The organism is Yersinia enterocolitica subsp. enterocolitica (assembly GCF_901472495.1).
In the GTDB taxonomy this organism is placed as follows: Bacteria; Pseudomonadota; Gammaproteobacteria; order Enterobacterales; family Enterobacteriaceae; genus Yersinia; species Yersinia enterocolitica.
The window spans coordinates 3455050-3468714 of record NZ_LR590469.1; the positions used below are offsets into that span (position 1 = coordinate 3455050).

The following is a 13665-nucleotide window of genomic DNA, read 5'->3' on the forward strand; positions in this document are numbered from 1 at the left end:
TTTTATCCAGCAAAGGCTTATAAAGCGAATTATAGGATAAAACGACTCAGATCTTCATCTGCAACCAACTCATCCAGGTGCTTACCGACATATGCCGCATCAATAGTTATGGATTGACCATTGCTCTCGCTGGCGTCATAAGAGATATCCTCCATTAGACGTTCCAGCACAGTATGCAAACGGCGTGCACCGATGTTCTCGGTACGCTCGTTAACCTGCCATGCCGCTTCAGCGATTTTGCGGATACCTTCACGGGTAAACTCGACAGTCACCCCTTCAGTTGCCATCAGCGCTTTATACTGCTCAGTTAGCGAAGCACTCGGTTCGGTCAGAATGCGCTCAAAATCATCTGTTGTCAGGGCCTGCAATTCTACCCGAATTGGCAAACGACCTTGCAATTCAGGGATAAGGTCTGACGGACTGGAGACCTGGAATGCGCCGGAGGCAATAAACAGGATATGGTCAGTTTTCACCATGCCGTGTTTGGTTGATACGGTGCAACCTTCTACCAATGGCAGCAAGTCACGCTGTACCCCTTCGCGAGACACATCTGGGCCTGACGTCTGGCCGCGTTTACAGATTTTATCGATTTCGTCGATAAATACGATCCCGTGCTGCTCGACCGCATCAATCGCCTGCTGTTTCAGCTCCTCTGGATTAACCAGTTTCGCCGCTTCTTCTTCAATTAGCAGTTTAAATGCTTCTTTGATTTTGATTTTGCGCGGCTTTTGTTTCTGCCCCGCAATATTCTGGAACATGGATTGTAACTGGTTAGTCATCTCTTCCATGCCAGGAGGAGCCATGATTTCGACACCGACCGGTGCAGCCGCGAGATCGATTTCAATCTCTTTGTCATCCAACTGACCTTCACGCAGTTTCTTGCGAAAAGCTTGACGCGTCGGGGATGGCTCTTGGGTTTCTTCCGGCTGGCCCCAGTTATTCTTGGCTGGCGGGATTAACACATCCAGAATACGTTCTTCGGCCAGCTCTTCTGCCCGGTAACGCATTTTTTCAATGGATTGATGACGAACCATTTTTACTGCTGCATCGGTCAGATCGCGGATAATAGAATCCACTTCTTTACCAACATAGCCAACTTCGGTGAATTTGGTCGCTTCTACTTTGATGAACGGTGCATTGGCCAGTTTTGCCAGACGGCGGGCAATTTCAGTTTTACCCACACCGGTTGGGCCGATCATCAGAATGTTTTTAGGGGTAACTTCGTGGCGCAGCTCTTCGTTAAGCTGCATCCGACGCCAGCGGTTACGCAGGGCAATAGCTACTGCACGTTTAGCTTTATCCTGGCCGATAATGTAGCTATCAAGTTCGCTGACGATTTCGCGTGGGGTCATTTCAGACATGTCACTCTATCCTTACGCTCTGTATGTTAATAACGCCTGGTATGTTAATAATACTTAGTACGTTAATTCTTCAATGGTTTGGAAGCGGTTGGTATAGATACAAATATCCCCCGCAATGCTCAGAGATTTCTCAACGATATCTCGTGCACCCAATTCGGTATTTTCTAGCAGCGCGCGCGCAGCAGACTGGGCATAAGGCCCGCCTGAGCCGATAGCAATCAGGTCATCTTCTGGCTGAACCACATCGCCGTTACCGGTGATGATGAGTGATGCAGTTTCGTCCGCGACAGCCAACAATGCCTCAAGTTTGCGTAACATGCGATCGGTGCGCCAATCTTTGGCTAACTCAACGGCAGCTTTAGTCAGGTGGCCTTGGTGCATCTCAAGTTTGCGCTCAAATAGCTCAAACAGGGTAAAGGCATCAGCGGTACCGCCAGCAAAACCAGCAATGACTTTATTGTTATACAGGCGGCGTACTTTTTTAGCGTTGCCCTTCATTACGGTATTGCCCAGAGTGACCTGGCCATCACCACCGATAACGACATGACCATTACGGCGTACACTTACAATTGTTGTCACGAGCGGACCCTCGTTGCAGACTGAATGAGTCCCCATACTGAATTCAGAAAAACAGTATGGGGTATATTGAGATTATAAATGGGGGAGGATTATGACTTTTCAACCCCCAACAGCGAGGGGAATGCATCCTGATTGACCTGCGCCTTTCAAACGCTGTAAGGCTTTATCGGCAGCAGCCTTGGTGCTGTAAGGGCCGAGTACCACGCGATTCCAGCCACCGCCTGCGGTAATGCGGCTTTCGATCCCTTCGAATGCCAATTGCGCGCGAATAGATTCAGCCTGATCAACGGCTTTGAATGAGCCACATTGCACCATCCAGCGTTGTGCTTTTTCTTTCTCTTTTTCCGGTTTCGGCGGTGTTGCTGCCTGTGTTACCGGCGCAGTAGGTTGCTGCGTACGCGGCGGTGTCGTGACCTGCGGCTGCACTTGTACCTGTGGAGCCGGTATTGGCTGCGTCGTCGTCTGACGTGGCTGCGTTAAGGGCTGCTGCTGCATATTGGTGACCGGTGGTTTGATGGTCACTGCTGAGCGTGGCACCGGCATCCCTTGATTATACGGCACTTCTGAAAGCTGCGTCGGTTGCTGGCGCATATCTGCCTGCATCTGCTCAAGCAATTGGCGCTGCTCATTGGTCAGCTGTGTCTGGGAATTAACTTCACCACCAGCAGACGGTTCTGTTGGTGTTGGCACGCCAATCTGGCGATTTTCCAACTCCTTAATATAACGCCAACGCTCTTCCGGTTTCGGCGGCAAGCCATTGCCGGTACGCGGGTCATGACTAGGTAGTAACGGAAGCTCACCCGGTTTGTTGTGGGTGATAAAATAAAGTCCACCAACAAATACCACTAATAGCGCGACGGCCAGTGCCATCACGGTTTTGGATACTGCTGGAGCACTGCGTTTTTTTCGGCTGGTGCTTTTGCGCCGCGCTCCTGAGCGCCCTCGGCTTACATAATCTCTTTGTGCCACTATCGTTTCGCTGCGTCGTGATGATGGAATAAGTCCGTCATGTTACTGAACCCCTGAATATTTGCCTAGCGTTTAGGCGCAGCAGTACTTTCCCTGACGATCAATTCGGTGTCTAACAGGCGGGAGCCACTTTGTACTGAATGCCCTTGTAACTGCTCAAGTAATAGTAACATGGCTTGCTGACCAATTTGATAACGCGGTTGTGCCACGGTGGTCAAGGGGGGGAAGCAATACTGTGACAGTTTCAGGTCGTCGAAGCCGACCACCGAGATATCCTGCGGGACGTGCAGCCCCATTCTCTTGGCCTGCCACATCGCCCCTATCGCCATGACATCATTGTGACAAAATATTGCTGTAGGGGGGTGAGGTAGCCCCATTAGAGTGGCAAAGGTTTCGGCCCCAGCTTCATAACTAAAATCACCGCGAATAATATAGTCACTGTCGACCGCAATACCATTACGGCGGAGCGCCTGGATATAACCCTGTAGCCGGTATTGGCATAAGGGGAAATGCTCCGGCCCGGCAACACAGGCAATGCGCTTGTGGCCTAATTCATGCAGATAATTAACGGCTTCATAGGCGGCGGTCAGGTTATCGATATGTACGGTGGGTAGTTCCAGTTCTGGCGCAAACTCATTTGCCATCACCATCGGCGGTAAATTGCGTTGTTCTTCCTTGCTGGCATCAAACGGCAGGTTGGAGCCTAGCAGCAACATACCATCAATTTGTTTGGTGATGATCAGGTTAACGAAAGTCCGCTCTTGCTGGGTTTGTTGTGCACAATCACCAATTAAGATCAGATAGCCTTGTTGGGCTGCGGCATGTTCAATGCCCTGGATGATGTCAGCAAAAAAGGGGTCGCTGATATCTGGCACGATAACCAGAATAGTGCGCGACTCGTTACGTTTAATATTGCGGGATAAAGCGTGAGGAGAGTAACCGACAGCCAGAACAGCTTGCTCCACTTTTTGCCGAGTCACGGTTGAAACCTTTTCAGGGTTCATCAATGCGCGCGATACCGTCGCAGTTGAAACACCTGCCATTTCGGCAACGTCTTTCATGGTGGCCATGGTGAATTCTTTCTTATGTTCCAACGCCTTTCTCCTTACTCTGGCTCCGAGCCAGCACTCATGCTTAATGCAGGCTTTCCGTCATTCTATACAGATAGTGAGGGCAATTTGTTACCTAATTTGCATTAAAAGTGTGACGGAAGTGGGGTTTTTCGCACTGGCTCGCATAAAGCGGGGTAAACGATTGCTTTATGATGTTACCTGTATCGCCAAAATCATGGGCGAGACAGGTAACATCATGGTGACAGCAACGAAAAAGAGAGCGTTAGCTGTCTATGGGATCAACGTCTAATGTCCACTTAACTTTCCGCGCTTGCGGCAAAGTATTGATCAGCGGCTGAGATGTTTTAATCAGTCGTTGCAGTAATTGCCGCGAGGGGTGCTGTAACAATAATTGCCAGCGAAAGCGCCCACCTCGTTTCGCCTGTAATGCCGGAACCGGCCCCATAATCCATAATGCATCATCTTTCAGCGGGCTGGCTTCCAGTAAATTACGTAATTGTTGCAAAAACAGTGCCGATTGCTGGTTATCGTGGTCTTCGCTGCGCACGATGATATGGCTGGTATAAGGCGGTAAAAATACACTTTTGCGCTCGGCCAGTGCTTGTTTGGCAAAGGCATCGTAGCCCTGTTGCAGTAGGATTTGCAGCAATGGATGCTCAGGGTGATGGGTTTGTAAGATGACCTCGCCTTGTTTACCCGCACGGCCAGCACGGCCTGATACTTGGGTGTAGAGCTGCGCAAAGCGCTCCGCCGAACGGAAATCTGCCGAGAATAATGCACCGTCGACATCCAGCAATGCCACCAGAGTCACATCGGGGAAGTGATGGCCTTTCGCCAGCATTTGGGTGCCAATCAATATCCGCGCCCCTCCTTGATGCACATCAGCCAGATGTTGTTCCAGCGAGCCTTTGCGGCTGGTGGTATCACGGTCAATTCGGGTGATCGGCGTGTCTGGGAACAGAGGAGCCAGCTCATTTTCCAACTGTTCGGTACCGACGCCGACTGACACCAAATGAGTTGAACCACATTTAGGGCATTGCTGTGGCACTGGGCGCTGGCTGTCGCAGTGGTGGCAGCGCAATTGGCGGTAATTCTGATGCAGGGTGTAGTAGTGGTCACAGCGCTGACATTCCGCTATCCAGCCACACTCATGGCACAGCAGTGCTGGTGCATAACCCCGGCGGTTGAGGAACAGAATCACCTGATTATCGGCCTGCAAATGGGCCTTCATACGTTTTAGCAGCGGTTGAGACAGGCCGACTTTGAGCGGCAATCCTTTGAGATCTAACAAGTGCTGCACTGCCGGTTTGGCATTACCTGCTCGTTTCGATAGCGTTAACTGGCGATATTTACCCATTTGCACATTATGTAAGGTTTCCAACGCGGGGGTTGCCGTCCCCATCACGATGGGAATACCTTCTTCGCGCGCACGGAATACCGCTAAATCGCGGGCATGGTAACGCCAGCCTTCTTGCTGTTTATAGGAGCTATCATGCTCTTCATCAATAATGATGACGCCGAGACGGGAGAATGGCGTGAACAGCGCGGAGCGAGTCCCTATTACAATGGCGGCTTCGCCGTTACGCGCTCGTAGCCAGACGGATAAGCGCTCGCTGTCGTTTAAACCGGAATGGAGCACTTCAACTGGCGCATTGAAGCGCTCGCGAAAACGGGAGATAGTTTGCGGTGTTAGGCCAATTTCAGGCACCAAAACCAGCGCCTGACGGCCCTGCGCCAGAATATTTTCCAGCACACTGAGATAAACTTCGGTTTTACCCGAGCCGGTCACCCCGGCCAGCAACCAGGCGGCAAACTGAGTATCTTCACTGCGAATCGCCCCGACGGCGGTGGCTTGCTCGGTATTGAGCCGCAAACGTTCGCCCAACACGGAAAAACCGTCGCGCCAGTCAGTGGTCGCCACTTCTTGTGCTCGCAGGTCAATCAACCCTTTGCTACGCAATGCTTGCAGCGCACTTTCTGTTAATGCCATTTCATTAACTTGATGGCGATAAATCGGCTTTTGTAATAACGCCGCAAGGGCTTGTTGTTGCTTCGGTGCGCGTTTTAAGCTTTCTGGCGGCGTGGCGCGGCCCTGTTCGGTGGCAAACCATTGCCACAAGGGGGCGGATTGCGCAGGCTTCCCCTGGCGCAATAAAATGGGCAACGCGTGGAACAGTACTTCGCCTATCGGGTAATGATAGTACTCGGTTGCCCAACAAAGAATGCGCCACAGGCTGGGTGGGAATAAGCTGTCACCGTCCAACACCGCATCAATAGCTTTGAGTTGTTCAAGGGGAAATGTACTGGTCTCGCTGATACCCACTACAATTCCAATGGCATTACGTTTACCAAATGGCACACTGACGCGAGCACCCACTACCGGGCAGGCCGTGGCACTGTCAAGGCGGTAGTCAAAGGTACGGGCCAGCGGAACGGGTAACGCCACTTGAACAACGGACATGTGTTTTCATCCTGATAACTAAAATTGGTCTAAATAAGTACAATTGGCCTATACCCTAAATAATTCGAGTTGCAGGAAGGCGGCAAGCGAGAAAAGCCCGATGAGCTTACATGAGTAAGTGATTCGGGTTATTGAGCACAGCCAACGCACATGCAACTTGAAGTATGACGGGTATAAATAAAGATTGAACAGTTTACACCGCATGCTACACAATGTGCGGATTCGATTGCGCGGCTTGGTCAAATTCTGTATTATTCGCCGCCTTTGATATAATTTGATATCAAATTCTGTTAACAACCGTTGTTTGTTTTATCAGCGCTTGTTATTTTCTAATCGTGTGGTGTCTGGCGGAACAGGGCTGGATAGCGACACGGCCTAATATAGAGGTTTCCATGAAACAAGGTATCCACCCTAAATACGACTTAGTTACTGCTTCTTGCTCTTGCGGTAACGTTATCAAGATCAACTCTACTGTTGGTCATGACCTGAATCTGGACGTGTGCGGCGAATGCCACCCGTTCTACACTGGCAAGCAGCGTGATGTTGCGACCGGTGGCCGTGTTGACCGCTTTAACAAGCGTTTCAGCGTGCCGGGTACTACCAAAGCGTAATTGCCCGTCAGACGAAAAAAAGGCCTCCAGGGGCCTTTTTTCATTTCTACTCTCAGGTTCAGATTGAACCGGATGGTAGTAGCAGGAAATCAATATTCCCAGGTATCGGGATCAACACCCAATTCACGCATTAAAATCTTCGCGGCTTCCGGGATTTCATCACTGCGTTCTTTGCGCAGATCTTCGTCATTCGGTAGCGGCTGACCGGTAAATGCATGCAAAAAAGCCTCACACAACAACTCACTGTTGGTGGCATGGCGCAGGTTGTTCACCTGACGGCGAGTCCGTTCATCGGTGAGGATTTTTAACACCTTCAGCGGAATGGATACCGTAATTTTTTTGACCTGCTCGCTTTTCTTACCGTGTTCAGCGTAAGGGCTGACATACTCGCCGTTCCACTCAGCCATGGGACACCTTAAATTTGTCGGAAAAATACAAAGTTCTGAAAACCGGCCAATTATGCCCGATCTTCGCTGTTCTCACTAAATAAATGTCGATTTTACTAGACTAATGTCACTGAAATAACCTTTTTTGCTATTTATTGATAGCTATTACCTTTCTATGCCATCTTTGTGGTTAAACAAATTCATGGTTAAACAAGGCACCACTGAAACCTGACTGACATCATAAGGATATCTAAAACCTCTATAATTTTAGCGGTTATTATCCCATTGCTCAATCTATACGCAAAGAAGTTTAGATGTCCAGATGTATTGACGTCCGTAATTTGTGCGTCTACTCTGGCGTAACATTTTCTCGATATCCGGTTGGTGGAAATCCATATGACGCGTAAACAGGCAACCATAGCAGTGCGTAGCGGGTTGAACGATGACGAGCAATACGGCTGCGTTGTCCCCCCGATTCACCTCTCCAGTACCTATAATTTTATCGATTTTAATCAGCCACGCGCCCATGACTATTCTCGTCGCGGTAACCCGACGCGTGATGTGGTGCAGCGGGCATTGGCTGAGCTGGAAGGGGGCGCAGGTGCGGTAATGACCAGCAGTGGGATGTCGGCGATTCATTTGGTCTGCACCACCTTCCTTAAACCCGGCGATCTGCTGGTTGCTCCGCATGACTGTTACGGCGGGAGTTATCGTCTGTTCGATAGCTTAAGCAAACGCGGTGCCTATCGGGTTCTGTTTGTTGACCAGGGCGATGACGTGGCATTGAGTCAGGCATTGGCTGAAAAACCCAAGCTGGTTTTGATTGAAACCCCGAGTAACCCGCTGTTGCGAGTGGTGGATATTGCCGCTATCTGCAAAGCCGCTCATGCCGTCGGCGCATTAACGGTTTGTGATAACACCTTCCTTAGCCCGGCGCTACAGCAGCCGCTTGCTTTGGGGGCGGATCTGGTGGTGCATTCCTGTACCAAATATCTGAACGGTCATTCTGATGTGGTGGCGGGTGCGGTCATTGCTAAAGATCCTGAGTTGGCTGTCGAGCTGGCATGGTGGGCAAATAATATCGGCGTGACCGGTGCGGCATTTGACAGCTACTTGTTATTACGTGGGTTACGCACGCTGTCACCGCGTATGGCTCAACAGCAGCGAAACGCAGATGAAATTGTCCGCTATTTAGAGCAACAGCCTTTAGTGAAAAAGCTGTATCATCCTTCTCTGCCACAACATCCCGGCCACGAAATTGCTCGCCGTCAGCAGTCAGGTTTTGGTGCGATGCTCAGTTTTGAGCTTGATGGTGATGAGCAGGTATTGCGTCGTTTCCTCTCTGCCCTTGAATTATTTACCCTGGCAGAGTCTTTGGGGGGCGTTGAAAGCCTGATTTCCCATGCTGCGACCATGACCCATGCCGGTATGGCGCCAGAAGCGCGCACTGCCGCCGGTATTACTGATAGTTTATTGCGAATTTCCGTGGGTATCGAAGACAGCGAAGATTTGATTGCCGATTTGGACAATGCTTTCCAGTTGGCGAGACCGAGGTAAGTATGAATGCAACAGCGGTAGCAGCGGCGGTGACCGGCCGTCAACTGCATAAATTTGGTGGTAGTAGTCTTGCGGATGTGAAGTGTTACCTGCGGGTGGCCAATATTATGGCTAACTACAGTCATCCCGGCGACCTTATGGTGGTGTCTGCGGCGGGTAGCACCACAAATCAGCTGATTAGCTGGTTGAAACTTAGTCAAACTGATCGTCTTTCTGCCCATCAGGTGCAGCAAAACCTGCGCCGTTACCAACATGACCTGATTAGCGGTTTATTGTCGCCAGAAATGGCTGAACCGCTGATTAGTGAGTTTATTCATGATTTGGAACGCCTGGCTGGTCTGTTGGATAACAAAGTCGACGATGCTACCTATGCCGAAGTGGTTGGTCATGGTGAGATTTGGTCGGCCCGCTTGATGTCTGCGGTATTGAACAAACTCGATATGGCTGCCGACTGGCTTGATGCTCGCAGTTTCCTGCGTGCTGAACGTGCGGCACAGCCACAAATCGACGAAGGCCGTTCATATCCGTTGTTGCAGCAATTAATGGCACAACACCCACATCAACGTCTGGTGGTGACGGGGTTTATTTCGCGCAATAACGCCGGTGAAACAGTGTTATTGGGGCGTAACGGCAGTGACTACTCAGCCACTCAGGTTGGGGCGCTGGCAGGGGTCGAACGTGTCACCATCTGGAGTGATGTGGCGGGGGTATACAGTGCTGACCCGCGCAAAGTGAAAGATGCCTGTTTGTTACCTTTGCTGCGGCTGGATGAAGCCAGTGAACTGGCTCGGTTGGCAGCTCCGGTGCTGCACACCCGCACATTGCAGCCGGTTTCGGGCAGTGATATCGATTTACAACTGCGCTGTAGCTATCAGCCAGAACAAGGCTCAACCCGCATTGAGCGGGTGCTGGCTTCCGGATCGGGTGCCAAAATTGTCACTAGCCACGATGATGTCTGTTTGATCGAATTACAGATTGCCGGCCACCATGATTTCTCACTGGCACAGAAAGAGATCGATTTACTGCTCAAACGCGCGCAAATCAAGCCGCTGGCGACCGGTATTCACCCTGATCGCAATCTATTGCAACTTTGCTATACCTCAGAAGTGGTCAACAGCGCATTAAGAGTGCTGGAAGATGCTACGTTGCCGGGGAAATTATCGCTGCGCGAGGGGTTGGCTCTGGTCGCTTTGGTCGGAGCTGGGGTCAGCAAGAACCCATTGCACAGCCACCGTTTCTACCAACAACTGAAAGATCAACCGGTTGAGTTTATTTGGCAGGCGGAAGACGGCATCAGTATGGTTGCGGTGCTGCGTCTCGGGCCGACTGAGCACTTGATTCAGGGCTTACACCAATCACTGTTCCGTGCCGAGAAGCGCATCGGTTTGATGCTGTTTGGTAAAGGCAATATTGGTGCTCGCTGGTTGGAGCTATTTGCCCGTGAGCAGAAGAATATCTCAGCTCGCAGTGGTTTTGAGTTCGTGCTAGCCGGTGTGGTAGATAGCCGCCGTAGTTTGTTGAGTTATGATGGGCTGGACGCTAGCCGGACGCTGGCATTTTACGATGATGAAGCTAAAGAGCAGGATGAAGAATCCTTGTTCTTGTGGATGCGCGCGCACCCATTTGATGATTTGGTGGTGTTGGATGTGACCGCCAGTGAGTCACTTGCCGAGCAGTATCTGGATTTCGCCAGCTATGGTTTCCACGTTATCAGCGCCAATAAATTAGCCGGAGCCTCCAGCAGCAATAATTACCGCCAAATCCGTGATGCTTTTGCCAAAACTGGCCGCCACTGGTTGTATAACGCCACGGTGGGCGCGGGGTTACCGGTCAACCATACCGTGCGTGATTTGCGCGATAGCGGCGACAGTATTCTGGCGATCAGCGGTATTTTCTCTGGCACTCTGTCCTGGCTATTCCTGCAATTTGATGGCACCGTGCCCTTTACCGAGCTGGTGGATCAAGCCTGGCAACAGGGCTTGACCGAACCCGATCCGCGTGTCGATCTCTCCGGGCAAGACGTGATGCGCAAGCTGGTGATTCTGGCGCGTGAAGCCGGTTACGATATTGAACCAAATCAGGTACGGGTAGAATCGCTAGTGCCTGCGGGTGCCGATGTTGGTTCCGTAGATCAATTTTTTGAGAATGGCGAAGCATTGAATCAGCAAATGATTCAGCGCTTAGAAGCCGCCAATGAAATGGGTCTGGTGCTCCGTTACGTCGCGCGTTTTGATGCCAATGGTAAGGCGCGAGTCGGGGTTGAAGCGGTACGTGCTGACCATCCACTGGCCTCTTTGCTGCCATGCGATAACGTTTTTGCCATCGAGAGCCGTTGGTATCGCGATAATCCACTGGTCATCCGTGGCCCTGGAGCCGGGCGTGATGTCACTGCGGGAGCCATTCAGTCTGATTTAAACCGCTTAGCCCAGTTATTGTAACGTTAGCAACTGTAACGTGATATTAATTTGAGATAAACAGATGCCCGAGGTGATTAATCGGGCATCTGCTGTACTTATTACTTGAACAATAACATATCTGCCAGATGGGTTTTAGGTGCTGTATCCGCATATCTGGCTGGGTCGGTTAGTAATAGTTTTACGGATTCATGGTGCTTTAATTCTATATTCTTCTTCAGCCACGGGGTAAAGTATTTTTTGTTACTTTTATTCATTATACCTGTGTTGTTATATTCTTTTTGGGTTTCAATTAATTTATCTGTAAGTTTATTTTTTTCCTGTCTGTCGCTGCATTGGTCTATTTTATTCTTTATTCTATTAATAATTCTAACTCCCATGATATCAACTTTTGCATTCTCGATAGAAGACTTAAGCGCGTTATCTTTAGTTGTTGCAGTGATCATTGTCATAAGAAAAGCATATTCATCAGCAATTTGAAGGTCGTAAGTTATATCTTTTTGTTTTAAGGTTTTTTTCCCCGGATTTCCAGGGTTACTCTCATAAATATGGTTAACTAAACCCTGAGTTATATATTTAGGTGTATATATAACCTCCTTGCCATATATCTTAAATACTGGATCGGATATTTTTGTTATTTTTGTTATTTTATGTGCTTTAATTCTATCATCAACATCAATAAAGTTAACTTGTTTACCATCATAAGCCATATTCGCCGGTTTTATATCTCTTAGATAACCTTGTCTTTTATGCAGTTCCTTTAAGTCATTTACTGCAATTTCAAAAACGCTCTGTGGGAGAGGGGCGTTATTATTTAGATGATCAATTAAACAGATCCCTGCATTGTGTGAAATCATTAGATCCGGGGCGACAACTAGTCCGGTTTTAATGCTATTTAGACCTTCCAGGTCATGGAAATTATTTTTCGTGCTAAATTTTTCTTTTCCAGTAGATAATAAAGCGACGAAATTATCATCTTTACTAACAACATACTTTGAGGTTCCCTGTTCATTTTTATGATGAGCATAGGGGATATTGGGATTATAAACTGGGGGGAAGTTCTTACTGATATAATAATCTCTCCCAATAGTATCCTTTTTGTCTTTAGGATAAACTATTTTTGTAAAGATATTGTCTTGCAAAATTATTGCTTTTTCTTTAAGTATTTTCTGTAATTCTTTTGCTACAGTTTCACTGTTATCTATTTCAACCGTTTTTAGCCGCAGCATTTTTTTATTAATAACTGATGTTAGTTTCCCCTGAATGCGGCCATTTGATTGTATGAATAGCTTCTCTCCATTTTTATGGTCATGTGTAAAGTCGTATAAGTCACTCAGTCTTTTCCCTTTATTCATACAGATATACTGTATTTTCTTTAAAAACCCCATCTGGAGTGCTGTTTTCTTATCCGAAGCATTATTGATTTTGTCTATTCTGGAGTGAGATAAACGCAATGAAGTATTATTGAATTTAACGACTACTGTATTATTCAAAATAATTTCCTTTAATTTAAATGGTATGGTTTTTTTGCCAGAAAACAGTAACATATCAGATAAGTAGACCTTATCTTTTAATTCGGCATGTCTATCAGGGGCGGATAATAATAAATCTACCTTGGATTTGTGCTCAGGTTTGACATGTTTGTTAATCCATGTTGTGAGTTCATCTCTATTTTCCCCGCGCTGCTACTGCCATCAGTACTAATATCGCTATCGACAGAGTTTATAATATTATCTCTGAGTACTTTTGATGTGGTTGTTGTGGCTATGATTGTTAGCAATAATGCATATTCATCAGCAGACTTTAGATAGTTCACAATATTCTCGTTATTTGAAAGTCTAAAACCATTATTATAGATTTTATCTTTTAAATTATTAGTGATATATGCTGATGTGAATGTTTTTGGCGCACCATGAAGTGTGAATTTTACTTTAGGATCTTTCCCGCGAGCATTGTCTGATACTCTGTCATCAACATCAATGAAATTAATGTTTTTGTCATCATAAGCCGTATTTTCTGCTGCATTTCTGTTTGTATCTTCACTATTATTATTCAGTATAATCGGTTTGATATTATATTTTCCACAAATTTTAATTATTCCTTCAGATAAACGGAATCGAGTGTCTGGCACTTTATTTTTTTGATAGATTACCGGTGAGGAGGTTGCAAGACTATTATAGAAATTAATACGCTCTTTAATATTCATGATTACTCCCTTTAAATATATCCAATAATTTATAGTGGTATTCCAGCA

General features: G+C 48.0%; 11 protein-coding genes. 3 read left to right on the top strand and 8 right to left on the bottom strand.

Annotated elements, in window-relative coordinates:
* Positions 1-29 precede the first annotated feature (29 nt).
* The 5 genes from hslU to priA form a co-directional block, all read right to left on the bottom strand.
* The gene (gene hslU, locus FGL26_RS16455; protein WP_005175854.1) at positions 30-1361 is read right to left on the bottom strand and encodes an ATP-dependent protease ATPase subunit HslU; all 1332 of its coding nucleotides are present in this window, start codon (positions 1359-1361) and stop codon (positions 30-32) included.
* A gap of 54 nt (positions 1362-1415) precedes the next feature.
* Positions 1416-1940: an ATP-dependent protease subunit HslV gene (gene hslV / locus FGL26_RS16460; protein WP_004714422.1), complete on the bottom strand. Its 525-nt coding sequence runs from the start codon at positions 1938-1940 to the stop codon at positions 1416-1418.
* A 99-nt stretch (positions 1941-2039) separates the two neighbouring features.
* Entirely contained in the window at positions 2040-2909 is an 870-nt protein-coding gene (gene ftsN, locus FGL26_RS16465; protein ID WP_005175851.1) for a cell division protein FtsN, read from the bottom strand.
* A gap of 65 nt (positions 2910-2974) precedes the next feature.
* Positions 2975-4003, bottom strand: coding sequence for a DNA-binding transcriptional regulator CytR (gene cytR / locus FGL26_RS16470; RefSeq protein WP_005175850.1), 1029 nt, complete (start codon positions 4001-4003; stop codon positions 2975-2977).
* A 241-nt stretch (positions 4004-4244) separates the two neighbouring features.
* Complete coding sequence (gene priA, locus FGL26_RS16475) at positions 4245-6443, bottom strand: primosomal protein N' (protein WP_005175847.1); 2199 nt, start codon at positions 6441-6443, stop codon at positions 4245-4247.
* 392 nt (positions 6444-6835) lie between these two features.
* On the opposite strand from priA, the gene rpmE reads away from it, so the two are divergent.
* A complete protein-coding gene (gene rpmE / locus FGL26_RS16480; protein ID WP_005175844.1) occupies positions 6836-7054 on the top strand; it encodes a 50S ribosomal protein L31 in 219 nt (72 codons plus the stop codon).
* An 89-nt stretch (positions 7055-7143) separates the two neighbouring features.
* Here rpmE and metJ read toward each other — a convergent pair whose 3' ends face one another.
* Complete coding sequence (metJ, locus tag FGL26_RS16485; RefSeq protein WP_004392248.1) at positions 7144-7461, bottom strand: met regulon transcriptional regulator MetJ; 318 nt, start codon at positions 7459-7461, stop codon at positions 7144-7146.
* 375 nt (positions 7462-7836) lie between these two features.
* Here metJ and metB point away from each other — a divergent pair, with 375 nt between their 5' ends.
* Together metB and FGL26_RS16495 are read left to right on the top strand one after the other, a co-directional pair.
* Positions 7837-8997 carry a cystathionine gamma-synthase gene (metB, locus tag FGL26_RS16490; RefSeq protein ID WP_005175839.1) on the top strand — a complete coding sequence of 387 codons (1161 nt, stop codon included), beginning with the start codon at positions 7837-7839 and terminating at the stop codon, positions 8995-8997.
* A gap of 2 nt (positions 8998-8999) precedes the next feature.
* A complete protein-coding gene (locus FGL26_RS16495) occupies positions 9000-11435 on the top strand; it encodes a bifunctional aspartate kinase/homoserine dehydrogenase II (protein WP_005175836.1) in 2436 nt (811 codons plus the stop codon).
* A gap of 77 nt (positions 11436-11512) precedes the next feature.
* Here the strand turns inward: FGL26_RS16495 and FGL26_RS16500 are convergent, their stop codons facing one another.
* Positions 11513-12958: a BUD32 family EKC/KEOPS complex subunit gene (locus FGL26_RS16500; RefSeq protein ID WP_005175834.1), complete on the bottom strand. Its 1446-nt coding sequence runs from the start codon at positions 12956-12958 to the stop codon at positions 11513-11515.
* 62 nt (positions 12959-13020) lie between these two features.
* Positions 13021-13617 (bottom strand): hypothetical protein, encoded by a 597-nt coding sequence (locus FGL26_RS21505; RefSeq protein ID WP_005175831.1) that lies wholly within the window; start codon positions 13615-13617, stop codon positions 13021-13023.
* Positions 13618-13665 lie beyond the last annotated feature (48 nt).

Coding starts and splice junctions, on each gene's coding strand:
- metB (WP_005175839.1), top strand. CDS start 7,837: ATGACGCGTAAACAGGCAACCATAGCAGTGCGTAGCGGGTTGAACGAT.
- FGL26_RS16495 (WP_005175836.1), top strand. CDS start 9,000: ATGAATGCAACAGCGGTAGCAGCGGCGGTGACCGGCCGTCAACTGCAT.
- rpmE (WP_005175844.1), top strand. CDS start 6,836: ATGAAACAAGGTATCCACCCTAAATACGACTTAGTTACTGCTTCTTGC.
- metJ (WP_004392248.1), bottom strand. CDS start 7,461: ATGGCTGAGTGGAACGGCGAGTATGTCAGCCCTTACGCTGAACACGGT.
- priA (WP_005175847.1), bottom strand. CDS start 6,443: ATGTCCGTTGTTCAAGTGGCGTTACCCGTTCCGCTGGCCCGTACCTTT.
- FGL26_RS16500 (WP_005175834.1), bottom strand. CDS start 12,958: ATGTTACTGTTTTCTGGCAAAAAAACCATACCATTTAAATTAAAGGAA.
- FGL26_RS21505 (WP_005175831.1), bottom strand. CDS start 13,617: ATGAATATTAAAGAGCGTATTAATTTCTATAATAGTCTTGCAACCTCC.
- hslU (WP_005175854.1), bottom strand. CDS start 1,361: ATGTCTGAAATGACCCCACGCGAAATCGTCAGCGAACTTGATAGCTAC.